Source organism: Mesorhizobium sp. SP-1A (assembly GCF_032460275.1).
In the GTDB taxonomy this organism is placed as follows: domain Bacteria; phylum Pseudomonadota; class Alphaproteobacteria; order Rhizobiales; family Rhizobiaceae; genus Mesorhizobium.
This window is the reverse complement of record NZ_JAVXZD010000001.1, coordinates 1,177,389-1,200,490: the sequence shown is the minus strand read 5'-3', so window position 1 is coordinate 1,200,490 and position 23,102 is coordinate 1,177,389. Positions and strand designations below refer to the sequence as shown.

Annotated in this window: 21 protein-coding genes and 1 tRNA gene; 12 read left to right on the top strand and 10 right to left on the bottom strand. The window is 66.5% G+C overall.

Annotation, left to right across the window (positions count from 1 at the left end):
• The first annotated feature begins 101 nt into the window (after positions 1-101).
• Positions 102-488 (top strand): winged helix-turn-helix transcriptional regulator, encoded by a 387-nt coding sequence (locus QU595_RS05765; protein WP_410000478.1) that lies wholly within the window; start codon positions 102-104, stop codon positions 486-488.
• Between the two features lie 11 nt (positions 489-499).
• On the opposite strand, the gene parC is transcribed toward QU595_RS05765, so the two are convergent.
• Positions 500-2,758 carry a DNA topoisomerase IV subunit A gene (parC, locus tag QU595_RS05760; RefSeq protein WP_315919721.1) on the bottom strand — a complete coding sequence of 753 codons (2,259 nt, stop codon included), beginning with the start codon at positions 2,756-2,758 and terminating at the stop codon, positions 500-502.
• A gap of 295 nt (positions 2,759-3,053) precedes the next feature.
• Here parC and QU595_RS05755 point away from each other — a divergent pair, with 295 nt between their 5' ends.
• The gene (locus QU595_RS05755; RefSeq protein WP_315919720.1) at positions 3,054-4,244 is read left to right on the top strand and encodes a hypothetical protein; all 1,191 of its coding nucleotides are present in this window, start codon (positions 3,054-3,056) and stop codon (positions 4,242-4,244) included.
• A gap of 63 nt (positions 4,245-4,307) precedes the next feature.
• On the opposite strand, the gene QU595_RS05750 is transcribed toward QU595_RS05755, so the two are convergent.
• On the bottom strand, positions 4,308-4,865 hold the full coding sequence (locus QU595_RS05750; protein WP_315919719.1) for a GNAT family N-acetyltransferase: 558 nt from the start codon (positions 4,863-4,865) through the stop codon (positions 4,308-4,310).
• A 256-nt stretch (positions 4,866-5,121) separates the two neighbouring features.
• Here QU595_RS05750 and rirA point away from each other — a divergent pair, with 256 nt between their 5' ends.
• Positions 5,122-5,577, top strand: coding sequence for an iron-responsive transcriptional regulator RirA (gene rirA / locus QU595_RS05745; RefSeq protein ID WP_315919718.1), 456 nt, complete (start codon positions 5,122-5,124; stop codon positions 5,575-5,577).
• A 43-nt stretch (positions 5,578-5,620) separates the two neighbouring features.
• Here the strand turns inward: rirA and QU595_RS05740 are convergent, their stop codons facing one another.
• The 5 genes from QU595_RS05740 to hemP are packed head-to-tail and all read right to left on the bottom strand — an operon-like array spanning position 5,621 to position 9,689.
• A complete protein-coding gene (locus QU595_RS05740) occupies positions 5,621-6,412 on the bottom strand; it encodes a heme ABC transporter ATP-binding protein (RefSeq protein ID WP_315919717.1) in 792 nt (263 codons plus the stop codon).
• Positions 6,413-6,420: 8 nt separating this feature from the next.
• Entirely contained in the window at positions 6,421-7,515 is a 1,095-nt protein-coding gene (locus QU595_RS05735; protein ID WP_315919716.1) for an iron ABC transporter permease, read from the bottom strand.
• A 13-nt stretch (positions 7,516-7,528) separates the two neighbouring features.
• Complete coding sequence (locus QU595_RS05730; RefSeq protein WP_315919715.1) at positions 7,529-8,404, bottom strand: hemin ABC transporter substrate-binding protein; 876 nt, start codon at positions 8,402-8,404, stop codon at positions 7,529-7,531.
• 10 nt (positions 8,405-8,414) lie between these two features.
• Positions 8,415-9,476: a hemin-degrading factor gene (locus tag QU595_RS05725; RefSeq protein WP_315919714.1), complete on the bottom strand. Its 1,062-nt coding sequence runs from the start codon at positions 9,474-9,476 to the stop codon at positions 8,415-8,417.
• Positions 9,477-9,485: 9 nt separating this feature from the next.
• Positions 9,486-9,689, bottom strand: a complete 204-nt coding sequence (hemP, locus tag QU595_RS05720; protein WP_315919713.1) for a hemin uptake protein HemP — start codon at positions 9,687-9,689, stop codon at positions 9,486-9,488.
• Positions 9,690-9,888: 199 nt separating this feature from the next.
• Here hemP and QU595_RS05715 point away from each other — a divergent pair, with 199 nt between their 5' ends.
• Genes QU595_RS05715 through QU595_RS05700 form a run of 4 tightly spaced genes read left to right on the top strand, consistent with a single transcriptional unit; the run spans position 9,889 to position 14,184 of the window.
• Positions 9,889-12,120 (top strand): TonB-dependent hemoglobin/transferrin/lactoferrin family receptor, encoded by a 2,232-nt coding sequence (locus tag QU595_RS05715; protein WP_315919712.1) that lies wholly within the window; start codon positions 9,889-9,891, stop codon positions 12,118-12,120.
• A gap of 7 nt (positions 12,121-12,127) precedes the next feature.
• Positions 12,128-12,562 (top strand): hypothetical protein, encoded by a 435-nt coding sequence (locus tag QU595_RS05710; RefSeq protein ID WP_315919711.1) that lies wholly within the window; start codon positions 12,128-12,130, stop codon positions 12,560-12,562.
• A gap of 10 nt (positions 12,563-12,572) precedes the next feature.
• A complete protein-coding gene (locus QU595_RS05705) occupies positions 12,573-13,835 on the top strand; it encodes a TonB family protein (RefSeq protein WP_315919710.1) in 1,263 nt (420 codons plus the stop codon).
• Positions 13,836-13,869: 34 nt separating this feature from the next.
• Complete coding sequence (locus QU595_RS05700; protein WP_315919709.1) at positions 13,870-14,184, top strand: antibiotic biosynthesis monooxygenase; 315 nt, start codon at positions 13,870-13,872, stop codon at positions 14,182-14,184.
• Positions 14,185-14,293: 109 nt separating this feature from the next.
• On the opposite strand, the gene putA is transcribed toward QU595_RS05700, so the two are convergent.
• On the bottom strand, positions 14,294-17,905 hold the full coding sequence (gene putA, locus QU595_RS05695; protein WP_315919708.1) for a bifunctional proline dehydrogenase/L-glutamate gamma-semialdehyde dehydrogenase PutA: 3,612 nt from the start codon (positions 17,903-17,905) through the stop codon (positions 14,294-14,296).
• Positions 17,906-18,068: 163 nt separating this feature from the next.
• Here putA and QU595_RS05690 point away from each other — a divergent pair, with 163 nt between their 5' ends.
• The 3 genes from QU595_RS05690 (at position 18,069) to QU595_RS05680 (ending at position 19,844) form a co-directional block, all read left to right on the top strand.
• On the top strand, positions 18,069-18,521 hold the full coding sequence (locus QU595_RS05690; RefSeq protein ID WP_315919707.1) for an Lrp/AsnC ligand binding domain-containing protein: 453 nt from the start codon (positions 18,069-18,071) through the stop codon (positions 18,519-18,521).
• 112 nt (positions 18,522-18,633) lie between these two features.
• Entirely contained in the window at positions 18,634-19,485 is an 852-nt protein-coding gene (locus QU595_RS05685) for an alpha/beta fold hydrolase (protein ID WP_315919706.1), read from the top strand.
• Between the two features lie 274 nt (positions 19,486-19,759).
• Positions 19,760-19,844, top strand: a tRNA-Leu gene (locus tag QU595_RS05680).
• A gap of 9 nt (positions 19,845-19,853) precedes the next feature.
• Here QU595_RS05680 and QU595_RS05675 read toward each other — a convergent pair.
• Positions 19,854-20,339 (bottom strand): hypothetical protein, encoded by a 486-nt coding sequence (locus QU595_RS05675; RefSeq protein WP_315919705.1) that lies wholly within the window; start codon positions 20,337-20,339, stop codon positions 19,854-19,856.
• A 167-nt stretch (positions 20,340-20,506) separates the two neighbouring features.
• On the opposite strand from QU595_RS05675, the gene QU595_RS05670 reads away from it, so the two are divergent.
• The gene (locus QU595_RS05670) at positions 20,507-21,607 is read left to right on the top strand and encodes an NADH:flavin oxidoreductase/NADH oxidase (protein WP_315919704.1); all 1,101 of its coding nucleotides are present in this window, start codon (positions 20,507-20,509) and stop codon (positions 21,605-21,607) included.
• Between the two features lie 272 nt (positions 21,608-21,879).
• Positions 21,880-22,131, top strand: a complete 252-nt coding sequence (locus tag QU595_RS05665; protein ID WP_315919703.1) for a DUF2188 domain-containing protein — start codon at positions 21,880-21,882, stop codon at positions 22,129-22,131.
• A 222-nt stretch (positions 22,132-22,353) separates the two neighbouring features.
• Here the strand turns inward: QU595_RS05665 and wrbA are convergent, their stop codons facing one another.
• Positions 22,354-22,953, bottom strand: a complete 600-nt coding sequence (wrbA, locus tag QU595_RS05660) for an NAD(P)H:quinone oxidoreductase type IV (protein WP_315919702.1) — start codon at positions 22,951-22,953, stop codon at positions 22,354-22,356.
• Positions 22,954-23,102: the final 149 nt, after the last annotated feature.

Genomic DNA, 23,102 nt, shown 5'->3' with positions numbered 1-23,102 from the left:
GGATGGGCGGCGGCCGGGTCCTGCCAGGGGGGATAACCGAAACGCATGCGCGGCCCGGCCCCGGCCAGGCGCGTTGCGTCCCTTATATGCGAAGGAACCGCATGGATCGCAACGAAACCCCTTCAGAAATGCCGCCCCACGAACCTTTCGTCGAGGCTATGCAGCCGCTGCGCGGCAAATGGAAAATCGAGATCCTGTGGGCTTTGGCACGGAAAACCCGGCGTTTCGGCGAGTTGCGCCGGGAGCTTCCCGGCATCACCCAGCACATGCTGTCGCTGCGCCTGCGCGAACTGGAAGCGGACGGGCTGGTGGTCCGCACCGCCTATGACGAAGCCGTGTTGCGCGTCGAATACGAGATCAGCGAGGCCGCGCGCGGCCTGAAGCCGGTGTTCCAGGCGCTGCTTGCCTGGTCGGAACGCTACGGCCCGCTTTCCCGTCAACGCGGCGATGGGGCGAGCGGCAAGCCCGGCAAGGAGGTCGCCGCCTGACGGGAAGCGGCTCAGCCGAACTTCCCGGTGCGCGGAAATCCCTTCGGCACCATGCGTCCGGCGGAAGCGCGCGCACCGATCCATTCCACCAGCTCGGCCGGCGAGCGCGTAAACGTGCGGTCGGCCGAATCCTGCCAGGACAGCCCCTGCTCCAGCGTGAAGGTCTTGATGTCGAGGACGCCGCCGTCCTTGTATTTCTGCAGGCGCACGCCCTTGCCGCGCGTCATTTCCGGCACTTCGGAGAGCGGGAACACCAGCAGCTTGCGGTTGTCGCCGACGATGGCGATATGGTCGCCCCCGATCGGCATGCAGCTCTGCGCCTCGTCCGGCGCCTTTACGTTCATGACCTGCCGGCCCTTGCGGGTGTTGGCGACCACGTCCGCCTCCGGCACGACGAAACCGTTGCCCTGGTGCGATACCAGCAGCAGCTTGCGCTTCGGATCGTGCACGAAAGCCGTGACGATGTCCTGATCGTTCTCCATGTCCACGATGATGCGGATCGGCTCGCCATGGCCGCGACCGCCGGGCAACCTGTCCGCGCCGATGGTGTAGAACTTGCCGCCGGTGGTGAAGATGAGGATCTTGTCGGTGGTCTGGGCGTGGAAGGCGAGCTTGAGCGCGTCGCCTTCCTTGAAGGAAAGCTGCGAATGGTCCGACAAATGGCCCTTCATCGCCCTGAGCCAGCCCTTTTCGGACACCACGACGGTGACCGGCTCGCGCTCGATCATGGCGTGGGCGATGTCGGTCAGGTCGTGCTCCGGCGCCTCGGCGAACTGCGTGCGGCGCGGCCCCAGTTCCGTGTTTTCCTCGGGGCCGAAGTCGCGGCGGACCTTCTGCACCTCCCAGGCGATCATCTTCCACTGCTTGTCCTGCGAGCCCAGCAGCGCCTCGATCTGCTTCTTCTCCGCCGTGAGGCCGTCGAACTCCTTGCGGATCTCGAATTCCTCCAGCTTGCGCAGGGCGCGCAGGCGCATGTTGAGGATAGCCTCGGCCTGCACGTCGGTCAGGTCCCAGCGCTTCATCATCGCCGGCTTCGGCTCGTCCTCCTCGCGGATGATGCGGATCACCTCGTCGATGTTGAGATAGGCGATCAGGTAGCCGGCCAGGATCTCCAGCCGCCGCTCGATCTCGGCGAGGCGATGGCGCGAGCGGCGGATCAGCACGTCGCGGCGATGGTCGAGCCATTCGCGCAGCACGCTTTTGAGCGAGAGCACGTTCGGCACCTTGCCGCGCGACAGCACGTTCATGTTGAGTGGGAAACGGCTTTCCAGCTCGGTGAGCTTGAACAGCGATTCCATCAGCAGGCCGGGATCGACCGTGCGGCTCTTGGGCACCAAAACGACGCGGATGTCCTCGGCGCTCTCGTCGCGGATGTCCTCCAGCAGCGGCAGCTTGCGGGCCATCAGAAGCTCGGCGATCTTCTCGATCATCCGCGACTTCTGCACGCCATAGGGAATCTCGGTGACGGCGATGACCCAGGTGCCCCTGCCCTGGTCCTCCTGATGCCACTTCGCCCGCACGCGGAAGCCGCCGCGGCCGGTTTCATAGGCTTCGAGGATCGAGGCGCGACTGTCGATGATGATGCCGCCGGTCGGGAAGTCCGGTCCCTGGACGAATTCCACCAGCCTGGCGACCGTCGCATCGGGGTTGTCGATCAGATGGAGCGCCGCGTCGCACAATTCGGCGACGTTGTGCGGCGGGATCGAGGTCGCCATGCCGACTGCGATGCCGGACGAGCCGTTGGCCAAAAGGTTCGGGAAGGCGCCGGGCAGCACCACCGGCTCCTCGTCCTCCTCGTTGTAGGTGGGGCGGTAATCGACCGCGTCCTCGGTGATGCCGGCCAGAAGCTCGGTGGCCACGTCGGTCATGCGCGCTTCGGTGTAGCGCATGGCGGCCGCGTTATCGCCGTCGATGTTGCCGAAATTGCCCTGCCCGTCGACCAGCGGGTAGCGCATGGAGAAATCCTGCGCCAGCCGCACCAGCGCGTCGTAGATCGACTGGTCGCCATGCGGATGGAACTTGCCCATCACCTCGCCGACGATGCGGGCGCATTTGGCGAAGCCCTGGTCCGGATTGAGGCGCAAAAGCCGCATGGCGTGCATGATGCGCCGGTGGACGGGCTTCAACCCGTCGCGCACGTCCGGCAGGGCGCGGTGCATGATGGTCGAAAGGGCATAGGCCAGATAGCGCTCTTCAAGCGCCTTCTTCAGATCGACCGGCTCGATATTGTCGTGGCCGCCATCTCCGGGCGGCAGAAGGCTTTTTCCCATGGGGTGGGACTAGCCGAGCCGCCGATTCGCGGCAAGAGGCGAGCCGCGTCAAGGGCAGGACACGCACAAAAGTGTCGGGACCGGGGCTATCCCGAACACGGGCACGGTTGCGGGATACGCTAAAAGGCATGTGGCATTCATCGAACCACAACCATCCCGCGCGGCCCGATTGCCTTTTTGCGCGAATTTCGACCAATGTGTTGGCGCGCGCCTTCTTCCCGTCCCCTTTTTCATGGACAGGCGACGGTGGTGCAGCCAGTTCCCCAAGCCGCTCAGGCATCTTTTGGAGTATGCGATGACTTTTCACCGCTCGATATTCGGCAAGCTCGTCCTTTCGACGTTTCTTCTCGCCATTCCGCTCGACGCGGCCTTTGCGCAGGACACCACCGCTGTCGCCGCCCGGCTGAAGGGCCTGTTCGCAAACCAGGGCGTGGAGCTCACCTGGACGGGCATTTCCGGCGACGCTTCCAGCATGGTGCTGCAAGGGGTCACCGTGAAGCCGGCCGCGGAGAAGGACGCCCTGCCCATCGGCGACGTGACGCTGGCGGGAATCACCGATGCGAACGGCGGCTACGCGATCGAAAGCGCGACCACCAAGGCGTTCACGCGCGAGCAGGACGGCGCCACCGTCGATGTCAGCCCGTTCGCGATCCACGGCATCACCATTCCGGCCGAGAACAGCACCGATCCGCTCGCCTCGATCATGATGTACAAGTCGGCGGATCTCGCCAGCCTGTCGGTCAAGGTCGCCGACAAGACCGCGTTCTCCATGGACAACCTGTCCGTGAACGTGACGCCGCCGGCCGGCGGCAACCCCCTGGAGTTCACCGGCGGGGTGGACAAGTTCAGCGGCGACCTGTCGCTGGTGAAGGACCCCAAGACCAAGGAAGTCGTGGACGCGCTCGGCTACCAGACCATCACCGGCAAGGCCGCCTTCGCGGGGTCCTGGCAGCCGTCCGACGGCAAGATGACGCTGTCGAAATACGACATCGCCGTCGACAATGCCGGCACGCTGGGCATGACCTTCGACATCAGCGGCTATACGCTCGATTTCGTCAAGTCGGTGCAGGAGATGCAGAAGAAGATGGCCGCCAAGCCAAACGACGCCGACAAGTCGGCCGAAGGCATGGCCATGCTCGGGCTGATGCAGCAACTCACCTTCAACGGCGCGACGATCCGCTTCGACGACGCCTCGCTGACCGGCAAGGTGCTGGACTACATCGCCAAGCAGCAGGGCATGAAGCCGAAGGACATCGCCAACCAGGCCAAGGCGATCGTGCCCTTCGGCATGGCGCAGCTCAACAATCCCGACCTGACGTCTAAAGTGTCCAACGCGGTGAACGCGTATCTCGACAACCCCAAGAACATCGAGATCGCGGCCAAGCCGGCCTCGCCGGTGCCCTTCGCGCTGATCATGGCGGGCGCGATGTCCAACCCGCAGGAACTGACCAAGACGCTGGGCGTCACCGTCAACGCCAACCAGTAACAGCGGCCGATCGGCAGACAGAAAGCGGCGGTTCCGATGGAGCCGCCGCTTTTTCTTTGCGCTTTACGCCGGAACGAGCGGGGATGGCGTCACCCGGGCGGCAAAGGAAAAGGGCAGCGCGCTTTCCTCCTCCGGCCCAAGCTCGATGGTGCCGACGGTCTCGCCGTCCTCGAAGCTCAGCTTGGCGGCATGGCGCCGGGCCAACGCCTTCATCGCTGCGTTGTCGGGGTGAGTGGTGACGTGGAGGCGCGTATAGCCAAGCCCCTTCGCCTGCGCGATCAGGCGCCGGAACAGCCGCCCGCCAATACCGCGGTTCTGCAGATGCGGCTCGACGCTGAAGGCGATCTCGGCGGTCGGCTCGTCCTCTTCCGGCCGCTCGTGCAGCTCGGCGGCGCCGAGCACCTGGTCGTTCTCGATATAGCCCACCACGGTCGTGCCGTCGGCAAAGCAGCGGTCGGCATAGGTTGAGACGAAGGCGTCGCCGGCCGCGCCGTTGAAGCGGTCGCGGCGGCTGCGCGCATCGAGACGCAGCAGATGATCACGGAAACGGGGGAAATCAGATGGTCTCAGCTGGCGAATAGCCCCCATCGCGGGGACGGCGTGCCGGAAGCGGTTTTCCATGTCGTGGTCCTCGTGGGTTCCTCCCCGAGTCTTTCTTCGACACGCGTAATATTGTGCAATGCAACACGATTTGCAAGTTGCCGCCGCGTCAGGAGCCTTGCGTTTTCGGCATCGTTGCGCCGTGGAATTTGCATGAGCCCAAAAAGTCGATGGTGATATTCAGGTATTTGTCGTTCCAGTCTGGAATTGTTCCAGACTATGGGCCATATTCGCACCGCGACGGCTTCCTGGGCCGCCTCCTTCGGAAGGAACGATCATGCGGCTCACGCGCCAGACCAATTATGCCATCCGCATCCTGATGTACTGCACGGCCAATGAGGGGCGGCTGAGCCGCATTCCCGAAATCGCCGCGGCCTATTCGGTTTCGGAGCTGTTCCTGTTCAAGATCCTCCAGCCGCTGGTGGAAAACGGGCTGGTGGAGACGGTGCGCGGGCGCCATGGTGGCGTGAGGCTCGGCCGTCCGGCGAAGGATATCACGCTGTTCGACGTGGTGCGCGTGACGGAGGAGAACTTCGCCATGGCCGAGTGCTTCGAAAGCGACAAGTCCGATTGCCCGCTGATCGATTCCTGCTCGCTGAATTCCGCGCTGCGCGAGGCGCTGAACGCGTTCTTCGCCGTGCTGGCCGACCATACGATCGCCGATCTCGTCGCGGCACGGCCGAACATCCAGCAGTTGCTGAACATCGAAATCCCGGAACATCACGCGGCCTGACCGGGAGGCGGCCCGCAGCAGCCCCTTTCGAGGTGCCGCGGAGTCAGGTCGCGGCGGACTGCGGCAGGACGAACGGCACCCTGTCCGTCGGCAGTTGCCCCACTTTCAGCCGGCAGCCGAACACCTTCTCTATGAGCGCGTCGCTCAGCACCTCGTCCGGCGTGCCGGCGGCTGCCAGCCGCCCGTGATGCATGGCGAAGATGCGGTCGCCATACATGGCCGCGAGGTTGAGGTCGTGCAGGATGGCTACCACGCCGCCGCCGCGCCTGGCGAAATCGCGGGCGATGTCCATCACCAGCAGCTGATGGCGGATATCGAGGCTGGAGACCGGCTCGTCGAGCAGAAGGAAGCGCGCGCGGCCGCCCAGCACCGGGGCCCAGACCTGGCACAGCACCCGGGCGAGTTGCACGCGCTGCTGCTCGCCGCCTGAAAGCTCCTGGTAGAAGCGGCCCGCATAGCCTTCGAGATCGACCTTCGCCAGCGCGCGTTCCGGCAGGCGCGCGGCCTCCCCGGCCAGCGCGCCGGAGCGCCCGCCGACAAGCCCGAGCCTGACCACTTCATGCACGGTGAAGGGGAACGCCAGCACGGCCGCCTGCGGCAGCACGGCGCGCATGCCTGCGGCTTCCACCGGCTTCATGGACGCGACCTCGCGGCCGTCGACCGTGATCGAGCCGTCATAGCGGAGATCGCCGCAGAGCGCCTTCAGGAGCGTCGACTTGCCCGACCCGTTCGGGCCGACGATGGTCGTCACCTGTCCCGGCAGCGCCCGGAAGCGGACGTCGGAAACGATGCGCGTCGCGCCGATCGACACGGATGCGTTGCTGGCCTCGATCATAGCGCCGCTCACAAATCCACGATGCCGCGCCGGCGCAGCAATATCCACAGGAAGAACGGCCCGCCGAGCGCCGCCGTGACGATGCCGATCGGCAATTCGGCCGGCGCCGCGACCGTGCGGGCGAAGGCGTCGGCCAGCAGCAGCAGGGCCGCTCCCAGCAGCGCGGAGCCCGGCAGCAAGTAGCGGTTGTCGGGACCCATCACCAGGCGCAGCAGATGCGGCACGACGATGCCGACGAAGCCGATGCCGCCGCTGACGGCCACGGCCGCGCCCACCGCCGCCGATACGCCGACGATGGCGACATATTTCATGCGCTGCACCGCCACGCCGAGATGGGCGGCGGTGGCCTCGCCGAGCGACAGCGCGTTCAACCCCGGCGCCAGCAAGGACATTGCCGCCAGCGCAGGCACCATCACAAATCCCGCCGCGCCGATCTTCTGCCATGTCGCGCCGCCCAGCGAGCCGAGCTGCCAGAAGGTGAGATCGCGCAATTGCCGGTCGTCGGCCATGAAGACGAGCATGCCCGTCAGCGCCATGGCGAGCGCGGCCAGCGCGATGCCGGCAAGCAGCATGGTCGCGACCGAGGTGCGCCCCTGCCGGGTGGCGATGCGATAAAGGATGACCGTGCAGGCGAGGCCGCCGCAGAAGGCGGCCAGCGGCAGGGTCGACGCGCCCAGGAAGACCGTGACCGGAGCGAGCCAGGTGCCGCCCAGCACGATGACGGACACGGCGCCCAGCCCCGCGCCGGACGAGATGCCGACAAGGCCGGGATCGGCCAGCGGGTTGCGGAACAGGCCCTGCATGACCGCGCCCGACACAGCGAGCGTGGCCCCCACCAGCACGCCGAGGACGACGCGCGGCAGGCGGATGTCATGGATGATGACGCGGTCGCGCGTGCTGAGCGCCTCGCCTGCGCCGCCCGACAGCCATTCCCGCAGCACGGCGAGCGCGGAGGCGTCGGACGCCCCCGAGGCGAGGCTGAACAGCACGGTGGCGGCGAGCAGCAGGACGAGCAGGGCCAGCACAAGCCGGGCCCGCCCCTCACGGTCGCCCGGTGTCCGCGCGGTCATGCCGGACAGGTCGGCGATGGACTGATCGACCATGATCCGCGCCTGCTCAATCGGTCGAGGGATCGCCGTAGAGCGCGGCGGCAAGATCGGTGATTGCGTCGGCCGTACGCGGCCCGAAACCGAGCAGGTAGCCGCCGTCCATCTTCACCAGCCTGCGCGCCGCGCCGGCCGGCGTCTGCGCTATGGCCGGGTTGGCGAACAGATCCTTCTCCGAAACGCCCGGGCCCGCATTATCCATCATCAGGATCACGTCGGGCGCGGCTTCGACAATGGCCTCGTCCGAGAGCGGCTTGTAGCCGTCATAGCCTGCGACGGCGTTGACGCCGCCGGCCAGCCCGATCATGCCGTCGGCGGCGGTGCCCGTCCCGGACGCCAGGACCTTGCCGCCGGCCAGCGACAACACGAACAGCACGCGCTTGCGCTGCTTGATGCCGGCTGTGCGGCTTTCGGCGGCCTTCAGCTTCGCGTCCACTTCCGCAGCCAGCGCCTCTGCCTTGGCGTCGGCGCCCAAGGCCTTGCCCACCACGCGGATGCGCGTGAGGATGCCTTGATGATCGAAGGTTTCCGGCACCTCGATGAAGGGCACGCGCGCCTTCTTCAGCACCTCGATCGCTTCGGCGGGACCGCTGCCCTGCAAAGCCAGTATCCCGGTCGGATTGACCGACAGCACGCCCTCCGGCGAAAGCTGGCGCATATAGCCGAGGTCCGGCAAGCGCCGGGCCGCCTCGGGATAGAGGCTGGTGTAATCGCGGGCGACGAGATGTTCCTGCGCGCCCAGCGCATAGACGATCTCGGTGACGGAGCCGCCGATGGCCGCGATGCGCGAGTTGTCCTTGAAAACGTCCTCGGCCGCCGCTGACGGGGCGGCAGTGAACAGGGCGGCGAATGCGGCGGCCAGCGCCAGCCCGCGCAGGAATTTCATCTTGCGCCTCCTATGCCGCGGCGGATGCGGCAAGGCGCGGCAGCGCCTCGGCCAGCGCGCGCCAGTCGGCCCGCTCGGCTTCGCCTTCATGGCGCTGGCCGAAGAACTGGATGATCATCTCGCCCCCCGCGCCATAGGCCTCCAGCGAAGTGACATGCCCGTCCCTGGTCGGCTTGCGCACGGCCCATATCTCGCGGATGTGGTCTGCGCGCAGATGCAGGTGGAAGGTCTCGTCCATGACGTTCAGCCACGGTCCCATCGGCCTGACGTTGCGGACCGGGCCGGAATGGATCTGGATGCAGCCGCGATTGCCGACGAAACACATGATCGGCATTTCATCCGCGACCGCCCGCTCGAACATCGCAGGCACCGCCGTCTCGGGATCGAGAGGCCAGGCATAGTCCTCGCCGACCATGCGCACCGCCTGCCGGCGGCCGATCTTCAGCCTGCGCAGCATGCCGAAGAATTCATGCACGTCGGTGAGCTTGCCCCAATGCTCGCGCAGCGACGCGGCATCGGTCGGCGTGTCGGCGACGTCGTCGCTTCCCGCCACGGCCGGTTCGATCGAGATCGTCGAGGACTGGTCGAGCGACTGGAGGGACGCGACCAGCTTCTGGTAGGCGTAGAGGCTGGACGACGGCCGCAGATGCACCTTGTGCACCGCCTCGCCCGTCTTGTCGAAGAATTGCAGGCTGTGGCGAACGCCGGTCTCGTCGCGCTTTTCCACCGCGAAGCCGTAAGCCCAGACCTTCGGGAAAATGCGCAGGTCGATGTTTTCGCCCAGCGCCATGGAACTGTGATCGCCGGTCACGATCTTGTCGTAGACGCCGATCTTCTCATGAACTGCGCTTTCGTTGCGGGTCAGCGCCATGACCTCGCCCACGGCCTCCAGACCGGTCAGGAGATCGTTGACGCGCGGTTCGAGGCGCACGACGCCCTCGCCGCAATGGGCCGCGACCAGTTCGGCCTCGGAGATGCCGAGCTGGGCGGCCAGATCGCGCTCCCGCATTTTTGGGTTGTCCGAACGGGCCCGCCTGATTTCTTGCGAAGCGGGCTTCACGCGCTGGTCCATGTCTGCACCTTACTTGTTGAGAATGAGCTTGCCCTGACGGGTGATCTTCAGCCGGTAGAGCGCGCCGTGGTGCTCGATGCCGATCTCGTGCTCGCCCTGGAAAAGCGCATTCGAGGACAGGGTCCTGACGGCGAGCGGAATGCGTTCGGTGCGCACGGGCGCCTCGTAACGGCGGAAACGGGAACGGAAATTGTCGGGATCATGCGTGTTCATTGCCGATCTTCTCCTCGTCCGGCACGAGGTCGCATACCCCGTGCAAATTCCGATTTCATTTGTTGACTCGAATAATCATGTTTACTAGTCAGTGCAATACCGGAGTAAATGAGTCAACATTTAAGATGCCGGAAGAGATCGAAAATGCGAGCAAGCGTCCCCGCCAGCCAGCATTCAACCTGGATTTTGGAGTTGGGACATGGGGTTGGCGAATTGGGGACAGGCCGGCGCGGCGGCCGGCCGGATGAGGAGCGGGCTCGCCGTTCTTCTAGCGGGCGTGGCGGCAACGACGCTGCTTTCGGCCGGCGCGACGGCGCAGGAAAAGCAGCAGGCCGCGAGCGGGCAACAGCAGGCCGGGCAGACGGCGGATGAGAAGAAGGACGCCTCCGGCGCCACACTGCTCGACAAGATCATGCTGATCAGCCGCCTCGGCGAATCGGCGATCGAATCCCTCTCCTCCTCCAGCCATGTCGACCAGGAGCAACTCGACCGGCGCATGGCGACGACGGTCAACGGCGTGTTCTTCGGCGTTCCCGGCATCGCCATGCAATCGGACGCCAAGCGCACCGCCTCCAGCGTCAACATTCGCGGCCTGCAGGATTTCGGCCGCGTGCAGGTGATCGTGGACGGCGCGCGCCAGGATTTCAGCCGCTCCGGCCACGGCACGGCTTCGACCTTCTGGATCGACCCGGAACTGATCAAGTCTGCGGACGTGATCCGCGGCCCGGTCGCCAACACCTATGGCTCGGGCGCCATCGGCGGCGTGGTGTTCTTCGACACCAAGGACGCCACAGATTTCCTCAGCCCGGACGAGACCTGGGCGACCTCGGTGACCGGACGCTACGAAACCGACGGCCAGGGCTGGACCACGAGCGCTACCGGCGCCTACCGTTTCAACGAGAACGCCGACGTGCTCGGCAACATCGTCTACCGCAACTACAACGACTACAAGGACGGCGGCGGCGACAGGGTTCCCGGCAGCGGCTTCGACGTGCTGAGCGGCATGCTGAAATCCACCCTGCGCCCGACGGAAAACAGCGAACTGAAGCTCGGCTGGGTCGGCGCCAGCGACGGCTGGAGCGAGGTGAGCGGCGGCGTGCCCGTCTCCGACCTCGACATGAAGCAGAACACCTTCACCGCGCGCTACAACATCACCGACGAGCAGCGCAGCTGGCTCGACCTCCACGTCAACGCTTCCTACAACAAGACCAATCTGGACCGGACCTACCTGACGACGCTCGCCGGCGGACAGTTCGACCCGCAGACCGGATTGCCGACCACCATCGCGGCAGGCTCGCAGACCACCTACGACCTGGGCACCTGGAGCCTCGACCTCTGGAACACCTCCCGCTTCGAGACCGGCGGGTTCCGGCACGAGCTGACCTATGGCGGCGACTGGATCAGCGACGACATGGTGACCCGGGACCCCGGCGGCGCCATGGACACCTACACGCCCTCGGGCAAAAGGCGCGTGAGCGGCGCCTATGTGCAGGACAAGGTGAGCTGGGAGTGGCTCGAGGTGATCGGCGGCCTGCGCTACGACAGCTACAAGCTCGACGGCGACACGGCCGACAGCGCCGGCGACCGCCTTTCGCCGCGCATCACCGTGGGCGTTACGCCATTCCAATCCGCCGGTCTGGAGGGGTTGCAATTCTACGGCACCTATGCGGAAGGCTATCGCTCGCCGTCCATCACCGAAACGCTGATGAGCGGCATGCATCCCACCGGCGCGACCTTCCCCTTCCTGCCCAATCCCAACCTGAGGCCCGAGACCGGCAAGACCTGGGAATTCGGCGCCAACTACAAGGCCGACGGCGTGATCCAGGCGGACGACGCGCTGCGTCTCAAGGCCGCCTATTTCAACAACGACGTCGACGACTATATCGGCAGCACCACGATCTCCGCCTTCACCGATACGACCGGCCTGTGCCCGGTGCGTTGGGACCTGTTGATGAACCCCGACGTGACCTATGCGCCGATCTGCTCGCAGTACCAGAACTACGCCAACGCCAGGATCAGGGGCTTCGAGTTCGAAAGCGTCTACGACGCGGGCTGGGGCTTCGCGGGCCTGTCGGCCTCCGTCATCAACGGCCATACGGTGTCCTATGAGGGCGTGCGCGAAGACCTCCAGACCATCCCCTCCTCGCAGGTCACGGGCCAGCTCGGCTTCCGTTTCCTCGAGGACCGGCTGACGGTCGGCGGCGAGGTGCAGTACAACGGCAAGCCCAGGGGCAACGAGCGGGCCGAGGACTACACGCTGGTCAACGCGTTCGCGAGCTACCAGGCCAACGAGAACCTGAAAGTCGATTTGCGCGTCGACAACCTGTTCGACGTGAAGTACGCAAACCCGCTGAACACCACGACGACGAGCATCCTTTACGAGCCCGGCGTCACCGTGAAGCTCGGCGCGACCATGCGATTCGGAGGCTGACGCGACCATGAAAACGGCAACCCTGGTTCTTTCGGCAGCCGTGGCGACGTTGGTTTCCTGGGGTGCGGCGGCACAGGAGGCGGCGAAAGCCGCCTCCACCCTCAACCTGGAACTCAACGGGGCGCAGCCTTCCGACAAGGGCTGCCGCCTGACCTTCGTGGTCAATAACGGGCTCGGCGCCGATCTTTCCAAGGCCGCGTTCGAGATCGCCCTGTTCAACGACGCCGGCGTGGTGGACCGGCTCACCGTGCTCGACTTCAACGAGCTGCCGGCCGGCAAGACCAAGGTCGTGCGCTTCGACCTCGCCAACACCGATTGCACCAAGATCAGCCGCGTGCTGGCCAACAGCGCGACCGAATGCTCCGGCGCCGGCATCGAGCCGAACGCCTGCATGCGCCGGCTGAAGACCGACAGCAAGGCCGGCATCCGGTTCGGGGTCTGAGGAAACGGCCTTGCGACATCCCGAACCCGCCTTCGCAGCGCATGGACGAACCTGGCCCCTGGCCGGGCTCGGCGCGCTGCCGGCGGAACGGGACGACCCGGCCCTGGCGATCCCGCGCGGCGCGGTGCAGTTTTCGGCCCGCGATGCCGCCCTGCGCGGCTTCATGGCCGAGATCGGCCCGGCTCCGGCACTCGCGCCCGTCGCGACGCCGGCCGATGAAAAGGCGCGCGCAGCCGAGCGCAAGCGCCGCTGGACCCCTGCGATCCTCGTGTCCTGCCTGCTGCACCTGGCCGCGGCCGCCGCGCTGGTGGCCATGCCTTTCAGCATGCCCCTGACCAGCGAGCAGATCGAGAGCGGCGACCAGTCCGGCATCCTCATGACCGGCAATTCCACCGAAAACAGCACCGCCGCGGGAAGCATCTCCGACACCGACGTGACCAAGGTGACGCTGGTGCCGATGGTGGATGCCAAGCCGGTGCAGACGGTGGACGCCCAACCCGTGACGACGGCGGAAGCGACCGAGCCGGTCCAGAAAACCGCGCCGGTCGCGCCCAGCGCCGAAGCCGTCCAGCCTGCCGAGACCGAAACGCAGCCGCCCGCCGCGCCGGAGACAGCCGAGCCAGTCAGCAACGCTCCGGTGCCGCAGATCCTCGCCGCGCCGCCGCTATCGCCGGCCGAGAACGACATCGTCCAGCCCGCGGCCGAGGCCCAGAAGCCGGATCAGGCCGAAGCGGTCGTTACGGCGAAAGAGGTTCCGCAGCCGAAGCCGCAGGAAAAACAGGCGCAGCCTCCGAAACCGGCCACCAAGGAAAAGCCCGTCAACAAGGCCGACGCGCCCCAGAAGCAGCAGCCGAAGCCGAAAAAGGCCAAGACGCAGCCTGGCTCCGGCGGACAGGCCGACAGCGACAGCAAGCGCGGCGTTTCGGACGGCCGCGACGACGGCGATACCGCACTTGCCAGCAAAGGCGGGCATGGCGAGGGTGGCAATGCGGCGGTCTCGAACTACCCCGGCAAGGTGGCGGCCAGGCTCAGGCGCGTGGCGCGCACCATTTCCTCCTCGGCGCGCGCCAAGGCACAGGGCAACGCGCAGGTAGCCTTCCTGGTCAAGACGAACGGCAGCATCGGCGCGGTCGAGCTGGTGAGAAGCTCCGGTTCGCCCGAACTCGACAAGGCCGCGCTCGCAATGGTGCGCCGGGCCGCGCCCTTCCCGCCGATCCCGCCCGAGGCAGGCCGCTCAAGCTGGGCCTTCACGCTGCCGATCGGACCGTTCTGAACCATCGACCCATCCCGCAGACAGGAGAATACGAATGTACATCGCAATGAACCGCTTCAAGGTGCAGAAGGGCTCGGAGGACGCCTTCGAATCGGTCTGGAAGAACCGCGATTCCTCGCTCTCCGACATGAAGGGGTTCAAGGAATTCCACCTGCTGCGCGGTCCGCTCAACGAAACGGACGGCTATACGCTGTTCGCTTCCCATACGGTCTGGGCCAGCGAGGCCGATTTCATCGCCTGGACCAAATCCGAGAACTTCCGCGCCGCGCACAGGAACGCCGGCACGACCAAGGTCCATTATTCCGGCCACCCGCAGTTCGAGGGCTTCTCCGTGGTGGAGGGAGCCTGAACATCGGACGCCGCGGAAGCGAGGCGGAGTGACCCGTTCCGGATTGCCGATGCGTCACGGAACGGGTCCCGGCTCTTCCTCGCTTCACCCGGCCGAATGAGGGCGATGTCTATGCCGCCGCCAGCAGGCTGGCGTTGCCACCGGCCGCGGTCGTGTCCACGCAGACCGCGTGCTCATGCGCATAGGCGGCCGGATAGAGAACTTCGCTGACCAGCGGCACGATGGGCCCTGCCCGTTCCGCCAGAGCGCGGCGCAGGCTGCGCGCGTCCTCCGGCCGGCCGGAGAAGGCGACGACGTCGATCTTCAGCGGGCCGAGAGCGGCCGGATCGAGCCGCGCGTCGAGGGCCGCGACGGGCAGGCCCTTGCCGGTGAGCGCGGCAAGCGCGGCCGGCGCGCCGGGCGCCACGGCCAGCACCGCATTGCCGGCGGCCAGCGCCTGCACCGCCTGCGCAAGCAGCGTCTCGGCGTCGGGGCCGAGGCACAGCACCCGCCCGCGCGGGCTTAGCGAAAGCGTGTTCGCCTCGCCGGTCGGACCGGGCAGATCGACCTGGCCGAAGTCGAGTGCGGCCGAAGCGGCGATGGCCGCGGTCCCCTTGCCGCGCAGATGCTTTCTCAGGATCGCCACGCGGTCCGGCCGCGTCGCCCAGCCGCCCATCGCCGCGTCGGGCAGATTGTCGGCGAGTTCCTTGGCGGTCGCCGCCTGTCCTTCGACCAGTTCCGCGCCGGCTTCCGGCCCCTTGCGGAAGCGGCGCAGGTAATGCGGGCCGCCGGCCTTCGGGCCGGTGCCGGAAAGCCCCTCGCCGCCGAACGGCTGCGAGCCGACCACGGCGCCGATCTGGTTGCGGTTGACATAGATGTTGCCAGCGTGGATGCCGTCGACGAAATGCTGGGCGCGGCCCTCGATACGAGTGTGCAGGCCGAAGGTCAGCCCGTAGCCCTTGGCATTGATGGCCGCGATGACCGAATCGATCTTCTCGGCGTCGAAGGTGGCGACGTGCAGCACCGGGCCGAACACCTCGCGCTGCATCTCCTCGATGCCCTTCACCTTCAGCACCGTCGGGGCGACGAAGCGGCCGTCCGTAGGCGTGTCCAGCCTCGCAAGCAGCTTGCCGGCGCTTTCCATCTCCGCGCAGTAATCGTCGATCGACTTGCGCGCCTCGTCGTCGATCACCGGTCCGACGTCGGTGGAGATTTCCCAGGGATTGCCGACATCGAGCGCTGCAAGCGCGCCCTTCAGCATTTCCAGCGTCTTCCTCTCCACGTCTTTCTGCACGTAAAGCACGCGCAGCGCCGAGCAGCGCTGGCCGGCGCTCTGGAAGGCGGAGGCGAGAATGTCGCGCACGGCCTGCTCGGGCAAGGCAGTGGAATCCACCACCATGGCGTTCAGCCCGCCGGTCTCGGCGATCAACATGGCGTCGGGCGCGGCAGTCTCGGCAAGCTGCTTCTCGATCAGCTTGGCGACCTCGGTCGAGCCGGTGAAGCAGACGCCCGCGATGCGCGGATCGGCCGTCAGCGGCGCGCCCACCGAAGGCCCGTCGCCCGGCAGGAGTTGGAGCACGTCCGCCGGCACGCCGGCTTCGTGCAGCATCTGGACGGCGCGGAAGGCGATCAGCGGCGTCTGCTCGGCCGGCTTGGCGATCACCGCATTGCCGGTGACGAGCGCGGCCGCGACCTGGCCGGTGAAGATGGCGAGCGGGAAATTCCACGGCGAGATGCACACGATAGCCCCGCGCGCCTCGGTGCCGGCTTCCGCGTTGGCGGCTTCCGACGCGTAGTAGCGCAGGAAATCCACCGCCTCGCGCACCTCCGCCACGCCGTCGGCCAGCGTCTTGCCGGCCTCGCGCGAGGCCAGCGCGAAGAATTCGACCGCGTTCCTCTCATAAAGGTCGGCGGCGCGGCGCAGAATTTCCGCGCGCTCGGCCGCCGGACGCGCCGCCCAAGCCGGCTGCGCCTCCACGGCAACGCGCACGGCTTCGGTCGCCTGTTCCTTCGTGGCCTCGATCACCGAGCCGACGACCTCTTCGGGCTTGGCGGGATTGACCACCGGCCGCTTCTTTCCTTCGCCGGCGGCGCGGGTGAGCGGCCTTGCGTGCCAATGGTCGGGCCCGGAGAATGCCGCCCTCGCCTTGTCGATTGCCGCCAGGGTCACCGTGTCGGTGATGTCCCAGCCCTTCGAATTGCGGCGGCCGGCGCCGAAAATCGCATCCGGCCGGGCGATGTTGGGATTGGCGGCGGGGCCCTGTCGTTCCACCGCTTCCAGCGGGTCGCGGGCGATTTCCTGCGGCGGCACGTCCTCGTCGGTCAACTGGTGGACGAAGGACGAATTGGCGCCGTTCTCCAGCAGGCGCCGCACCAGATAGGCGAGCAAATCCGAATGCGCGCCCACGGGCGCATAGATGCGGCAGCGCGTGCCTTCGGTCTTGCGCACGGCTTCGTGCAGTTGCTCGCCCATGCCATGCAGGCGCTGGAACTCGAAGCTGTCGCGATCCGGCGCCATGGAAAGGATGGCGGCGACGGTATGGGCATTGTGCGTGGCGAATTGCGGATAGATGCGGTCGGTCATCGACAACAGCTTGCGCGCGCAGGCCAGATAGGACACGTCCGTGTTGGCCTTGCGGGTGAAGACCGGATAGCCGGGCAGGCCCATGACCTGCGCGCGCTTGATCTCGGTGTCCCAATAGGCGCCCTTGACCAGCCGCACCATGATGCGGCGGTCGAGCTTTTTGGCCAGCGCATAGAGCCAGTCGATGGCGAAGGCGCAGCGCGGCCCATAGGCCTGCACGACCACGCCGAAGCCGTTCCAGTCGGCCAGGCGCGGGTCAGCCAGCACCTTCTCGATGACATCCAGCGACAGGTCGAGCCGGTCGGCCTCCTCGGCATCGACATTGAGGCCCATGCGTGCCTTCTTCGCCGCCAACGCCAGCGACAGGAGCCGCTCGGCCATCACCGGCAGCATTTTTTCCCGCTGCGCCACCTCGTAGCGCGGGTGCAGCGCCGAAAGCTTCACCGAAATGCCCTGGTTGCGGCGGATATCCGGGCCGTTGGCGGGCGAATCCAGCGCCGCGATGGCATCGGCATAGGCCTTCAGGTAGCGCAGCGCGTCTTCCTCCGTGCGCGCCGCCTCGCCCAGCATGTCGAAGGAATAGAGATAGCCTTTCTGCGTCATGGAGCGGCCGCGCTTCATGGCTTCGGCGATGGTGCGGCCGAGCACGAACTGCTCGCCCATTTCGCGCATCGCCGCCGCCACCGCCTTGCGGATCACCGGCTCGCCCAGCCGCCGCACCATGGAGCGCAATGTGCGCTCGATGCCGCCCTCGCCCTCGTCCAGCACGCGCCCGGTCAGCATCAGCGCCCAGGTCGAGGCGTTGACGAAGATCGAGGACGACGAGCCCGAATGCGCGGACCAGTCCTGCGGCGCGATCTTGTCGGCGATCAGGTCGTCCATGGTTTCGGCGTCCGGCACGCGCAGCAGCGCCTCGGCCAGGCACATCAGCGCCACGCCTTCCTTGGTGGAAAGACCGTAGGCGGAAAGGAACACCTCCATCAGGCGCGGATCTGAGGAGCCGCGCACCGTCTTCACCAGTTCGACGGCCCGCGCCGTGATCGCCTTGCGGTCCTGCGGCGACAGGCCCGTCGCCTCGGCCAGCCGCTTCACGGCGGCATCCTCGTCGGGAAGATAGTTGGCGCGGATCTTTTCGCGGAGAACGTCGAGCTCTGGCATGGCGGTCCTGTGAGCACAAGTTGACGGGTCGCCGGCTTCACCGCCGGACGGATGATGCAACCTAGCACAAAGCAGCATAGAGGTCGGTCCAAACAGATCGACAATTCAGTTCGTTCAGACTATCAGATAGGCACAACTCAATTCATATTGAACCATATAGATCATGAGCGAAGACCAATTGGACCGGCTGGACAGGAACATCCTGTCCGCGCTGGCCGGAAACGGCCGGCTTTCCATGGCCGAACTGGCCGCCAGGGTCGGACTTTCCAAGACGCCGGTGCAGGCGCGCGTGAAGCGGCTGGAGAAGGATGGCTTCATCCGCGGCTATGCCGCCATCATCGACCGCGAGCGCATGGGCGAAGGCCATGTCGCTTTCGTTCAGGTGAAGCTTTCCGACACCCGCTCGGCCGCGCTCGATGCCTTCAACCGCGCCGTGCAGGGCGTGGCGGAAATCGAACAGTGCCACATGATGGCGGCGAGCTTCGACTATCTGCTGAAGGTGCGCACCCGCGACATCGCCGCCTACCGCAAGGTGCTGGGCGAGCGCATCTCGGCGCTGCCGCACGTGGCGCAGACCTCGACCTTCGTGGCGATGGAAACGGTGAAGGACCGCTGAGCGGAACCGATTTTCCCCGTCTGCCGCAAGAACGGGCGCCCGTTGCGTTGACTGCCCCGCCTGACGGGCGTTGGATGAACCGACTCCCTCGGGTCAACTCATGGAGGCCGGCATGGTGCGTTTGTGGAAGGTTTTCGCCACGGTTCTGATGCTGCTCGTCGTTCCCGGCCTCGCCATGGCCGACGAGCGCTGGCAGACCCTGCCCGAGCCCGCCCCCATGCCGAAGCCCGGCCAGAGCGGCCATGCGCCTGTCAACGGCATCGAAATGTACTACGCCGTGTTCGGCAGCGGCGATCCGGTGCTGCTCATCCATGGCGGGCTGAGCAATGCCGACGTCTGGGCCAGCCAGGTGGCGACGCTGTCGAAGACGCACAAGGTGATCGTCGCCGACAGCCGAGGCCACGGCCGCTCAACCCGCACCGACGAGCCTTTCGGCTACGACCTGATGGCCTCGGACTATCTGGCCCTGCTCGACTTTCTCAAGATCGACAAGACGGCGCTGGTAGGCTGGAGTGACGGCGGCATCATCGGCATCGACATCGCGCTGCATCACCCCGAGCGGCTGACGCGGCTGTTCGCGCAGGCCGCCAATGTCGAGACCGAGGGGGTCGATCCGGGCGTTTTGAAGAACAGGACCTTCGCCCAGTATATCGTGCGCGCCGGAGGCGACTACCGCAGGCTTTCCAGGACGCCCGACCAGTACGACGCCTTCGTCGCGCAGATCAGCAAGATGTGGGAAACCCAGCCGCATTGGACCAAGGAGGAGCTTTCCAGGATCACCGTGCCGACGGCCATCGTGGCCGGCGACCATGACGAGGCGATCAAGCGCGAGCACACCGACTACATGGCGTCGGTGATTCCGGGCGCGAAGGAGATCATCCTGCCCGACGCCAGCCATTTCGCCATGCTTCAGGCACCGGACGAATATTCGAAGGCGGTGCTGGACTTCATCGACGCAAAGTGAGCCCCCGTCTTCGACCCACGGCGATGGAACGGCGGGCGGGTTAAGGTTAGCTTGTAAGGTTAACCATTGGTTATCGTGGCGGTTTTGCTCCCATTCTGGCACAAGCCCGATGGGGGCGCCGGGCATTCAGCCGGCGTGAGGCGTAGGGTTCCAGGGGGTATGCCCGCCGGCCGTCCAGCGTCCCCGCTCACGCGTCCGGCCGCCTGTCCGGCGCGACGCTTTTCCCGGATAAGCCATTGACGAAACGCCTCCCGCGCCTGAAAGGAGGGCGCGAGCGGGCGTGGCGGAACTGGTAGACGCAAGGGACTTAAAATCCCTCAGCTTCGGCTATGCGGGTTCGATTCCCGCCGCCCGCACCAGCCGCGCGCTCATTCTTCCGGTTTGGTTTGCGCCAGCCGTTTGCGGCGCAATTCCTCTTCCACGCCGCGGAGCTTCTTCGTACCGCCGGGAATGGCGGTCGACACCACGGCCGGAGGATCGCTGGCCGGGAAACTGTCCTCCAGCCCCGACTGCAACTGCTCCTCCAGCGTGCCCGTCTCTTCCGAGCGCCCCTTGGCGCGACGCGCGGACGGACTTTCCAGAGGCTGCTTGCCGTGCGGAAAATCGCGCGCCTCGCTGACCGCCACGTGAAGCTGCTCGATGGCCAGTTCCTTGAGTTCCTCGGCGCCGGCGGCAGCCTCCGATTCCTCGATGCGATCCACCAGCGACTTCTCGAATTCGTCCAGGCAGGCGCTGCCTCTTGTCTCGCACAAACGCTTCAACGCCTCGCCGAGCATCAACGGGCCGAAGGCGGCGGCCGCATCGGCCCGCAACCGCTGGAGCTGTTCGGGACCTGCCGTATCCAGTCTCAACATTGCGTGCTCCCATGCTTGAAACGGTAAGCAGAAACCAGCCGAACGGCGTCCGGTTCCACCGGAATGCATGTTGCCGTTTCGGCATGGGCGGCTGGCGCAGCGCGCCGCCACTGCCTAAATAGCGCTGGTTCCGTTACCGCAGCCCAGCCCAGACTTCCGGAGTCCGCATGACCGCCCCTCTGTTCCAGCCCATCACGCTCGACGGCCTCGCCTTTCCCAATCGCCTCGCGGTTGCACCGATGTGCCAGTATTCGGCCGATGACGGCAGCGCCAACGACTGGCATCTCTACCATTGGATGAATCTCGCCATGTCGGGCGCGGGCATGATCACCGTCGAGATGACCGACGTGGAGCGGCGCGGCCGCATCTCGCATGGCTGCCTCGGGCTCTACAGCGATCATAACGAGGCGGCGGCGAAGCGCGCGCTCGACGCGGCGCGGCGGCAGGCCCTGCCCGGCGCGAAATTCGGCACGCAGCTTGCCCATGCCGGCCGCAAGGCTTCGTGCCAGCGGCCGTGGCAAGGCGGCGGTCCCCTGAAAGCCGGCCAGGACCCGTGGCCTGTCGTCTCGGCCTCGGCCATAGCCTATGACGAAGGCTGGCAGGTGCCGCACGCGCTGGACGAGGAGGAGATCGGCGAGGTGATCGGCCATTTTGCCGACTCGGGCCGCCGCGCCGCGCGCGCCGGCTTCGACTTCATCGAGCTGCATGGCGCGCATGGCTATCTGATCTTCCAGTTCCTGTCGCCGCTCTCCAACCGCCGCACGGATCGCTGGGGCGGATCGCTGGAAAACCGCATGCGCTTCGCCATCGAGGTCGCGCGCGCGGTGAAACAGGCGGCGCCCGGGCTGATGCTGGGGGCGCGGCTTTCGGTGAAGGATTGGGTGGACGGCGGCTTCGACGTGCCCGACGCCATTGAAGTCGCCAGGGCGCTGAAGGCCGAGGGCGTTGCCTATATCTGCTGTTCCAGCGGCGGCAACTCGCCCCGCCAGAAGCTGCCCACGGGCCCCGGCTATCAGGTCGATCTGGCCGAGGCGGTGCGCAAGGGCGCGGATATCCCGACACGTGCCGTCGGCCTCATCACCGAGCCGGATCAGGCCAATGCGATCATCGCGGACGGCCGGGCCGACATGGTCGCGCTCGGCCGCGCCTTCCTCGCCGACCCGCGCTGGGGCTGGCGCGCGGCGGCGGCGCTCGGCGAGACGATCCATCCCGCCCCGCAGCTTGCGCGCGCGGTGACCACGATGGAACATTGGATGCGGCCGGCTTGAGCGGCGCCCGCGCGTCCGCACCGGACGGTTGAATCCTGCGCCGAAGTGCTGGACAATCGACTGCATAGGGCGACCGCACAGGGCCGATGCGTGACGGCCATTGTGCGGCGCGCAAGGCGGCCGGGAACCGCACGGCATCGTTGCCGTTCTACGGCCTATGGCAATTCCGGGAAGGTGCGCAGCGGCTTTCCGCCGGAATGGCCTGAAAACAAATGGATAAGGGCATTCCCGGCTTTCGCGGGACGGGAATGCCGCAGGGACCGGAGGAGTTCATGGCGAAGCTGACCTACAAGATCGTGGAGCATGACGGTGGCTGGGCCTACAAGGTCGGCGACACCTACTCGGAGACCTTTCCGACCCATGCCGACGCGCTGCGCGCCGCGCAGATCGCCTCGTCGGAGCAGCAGATCGCCGGCGCGACCGACGGCATCGAATATGAGGATGCCCAGGGCAATTGGCACGAGGAGTTGGCCGACGGCCGCGACCGGCCGCAGACGGAAGTCTCCGACGACGAGGGACGCTGACAGGCAAAGCTCCGAAATCCGCCGAAAGCAGGCAACAGTCTTCCGGAATCCGATGCCAGGCTACGGTGCCCGGCAGGCCGGCGGCCCGACGAGGAGGACGGCTCGCGCTGAACCATAAACATCGGTCCGCTGGGGGTAGTCCGCTGGGGGAGCGGCGATCCGCAGGGGGCGGCCCGCTCGGGACCGCCCTTTTCGCGTCGATTGCCGTTCAGCGGCTGGGGCTCAGCCGTGCAGCTTCTTGGTGATCTCCGCCACCCGCCTGCCCTGGAAACGGGCGCCTTCCAGTTCCTGTTCGGACGGCTGGCGCGAGCCGTCGCTGTCGCTGGTGGTGGTCATGCCGTAGGGCGCGCCGCCGCGCACCACATCGTTGCCCGTCTGGCCCTGATAGGCATAGGACAGCGGCACGATGACCATGCCGTGGTGCTGGAGCATCGCCTGCGTCGAGAGCAGCGCCAGTTCCGCGCCGCCGTGCTGGGTGGCGGTGGACACCATCACCGAACCGACCTTGTTGACGAGCGCGCCCTTGGCCCAGAGCGGGCCGGTCTGGTCGAAGAAGTTCTTGAGCTGCGAGGACATCGCGCCATAGCGGGTCGAGGCGCCGACGATGATGGCGTCGTAGTTCTCCAGTTCGAGGGGGTCCGCGAACGGCGCCTCCTGGTCGAGCTTGTAATGCGCGGCCTTGGCGACCGCCTCGGGCACCAGTTCGGCGACGCGCTTCACCGTGACCTCGGCGCCGGCTTCACGGGCGCCCTCGGCCGCCGCGCGCGCCATCTGCTCCATGTGACCCCAGCTCGAATAATAGAGAACGAGTACCTTCGCCATCTTCATCTCCTTGACCGATCCCGGGCGGGACCCCGACATCCTTGATTCAATTCGCGGGCGCGACACGCCCATGACCTATCTAGGGCACTGATCGTTCATCAGGAACGATTCAATCGAAGACGGATCGTTCACAAAACCGCGGCGATTGC

What these genes read in the sequence shown, in the direction of transcription:
- QU595_RS05765 (WP_410000478.1), top strand. Translation starts at nt 102, where the DNA reads ATGGATCGCAACGAAACCCCTTCAGAAATGCCGCCCCACGAACCTTTC.
- parC (WP_315919721.1), bottom strand. Translation starts at nt 2,758, where the DNA reads ATGGGAAAAAGCCTTCTGCCGCCCGGAGATGGCGGCCACGACAATATC.
- QU595_RS05755 (WP_315919720.1), top strand. Translation starts at nt 3,054, where the DNA reads ATGACTTTTCACCGCTCGATATTCGGCAAGCTCGTCCTTTCGACGTTT.
- QU595_RS05750 (WP_315919719.1), bottom strand. Translation starts at nt 4,865, where the DNA reads ATGGAAAACCGCTTCCGGCACGCCGTCCCCGCGATGGGGGCTATTCGC.
- rirA (WP_315919718.1), top strand. Translation starts at nt 5,122, where the DNA reads ATGCGGCTCACGCGCCAGACCAATTATGCCATCCGCATCCTGATGTAC.
- QU595_RS05740 (WP_315919717.1), bottom strand. Translation starts at nt 6,412, where the DNA reads ATGATCGAGGCCAGCAACGCATCCGTGTCGATCGGCGCGACGCGCATC.
- QU595_RS05735 (WP_315919716.1), bottom strand. Translation starts at nt 7,515, where the DNA reads ATGGTCGATCAGTCCATCGCCGACCTGTCCGGCATGACCGCGCGGACA.
- QU595_RS05730 (WP_315919715.1), bottom strand. Translation starts at nt 8,404, where the DNA reads ATGAAATTCCTGCGCGGGCTGGCGCTGGCCGCCGCATTCGCCGCCCTG.
- QU595_RS05725 (WP_315919714.1), bottom strand. Translation starts at nt 9,476, where the DNA reads ATGGACCAGCGCGTGAAGCCCGCTTCGCAAGAAATCAGGCGGGCCCGT.
- hemP (WP_315919713.1), bottom strand. Translation starts at nt 9,689, where the DNA reads ATGAACACGCATGATCCCGACAATTTCCGTTCCCGTTTCCGCCGTTAC.
- QU595_RS05715 (WP_315919712.1), top strand. Translation starts at nt 9,889, where the DNA reads ATGGGGTTGGCGAATTGGGGACAGGCCGGCGCGGCGGCCGGCCGGATG.
- QU595_RS05710 (WP_315919711.1), top strand. Translation starts at nt 12,128, where the DNA reads ATGAAAACGGCAACCCTGGTTCTTTCGGCAGCCGTGGCGACGTTGGTT.
- QU595_RS05700 (WP_315919709.1), top strand. Translation starts at nt 13,870, where the DNA reads ATGTACATCGCAATGAACCGCTTCAAGGTGCAGAAGGGCTCGGAGGAC.
- putA (WP_315919708.1), bottom strand. Translation starts at nt 17,905, where the DNA reads ATGCCAGAGCTCGACGTTCTCCGCGAAAAGATCCGCGCCAACTATCTT.
- QU595_RS05690 (WP_315919707.1), top strand. Translation starts at nt 18,069, where the DNA reads ATGAGCGAAGACCAATTGGACCGGCTGGACAGGAACATCCTGTCCGCG.
- QU595_RS05685 (WP_315919706.1), top strand. Translation starts at nt 18,634, where the DNA reads ATGGTGCGTTTGTGGAAGGTTTTCGCCACGGTTCTGATGCTGCTCGTC.
- QU595_RS05675 (WP_315919705.1), bottom strand. Translation starts at nt 20,339, where the DNA reads ATGTTGAGACTGGATACGGCAGGTCCCGAACAGCTCCAGCGGTTGCGG.
- QU595_RS05670 (WP_315919704.1), top strand. Translation starts at nt 20,507, where the DNA reads ATGACCGCCCCTCTGTTCCAGCCCATCACGCTCGACGGCCTCGCCTTT.
- QU595_RS05665 (WP_315919703.1), top strand. Translation starts at nt 21,880, where the DNA reads ATGGCGAAGCTGACCTACAAGATCGTGGAGCATGACGGTGGCTGGGCC.
- wrbA (WP_315919702.1), bottom strand. Translation starts at nt 22,953, where the DNA reads ATGGCGAAGGTACTCGTTCTCTATTATTCGAGCTGGGGTCACATGGAG.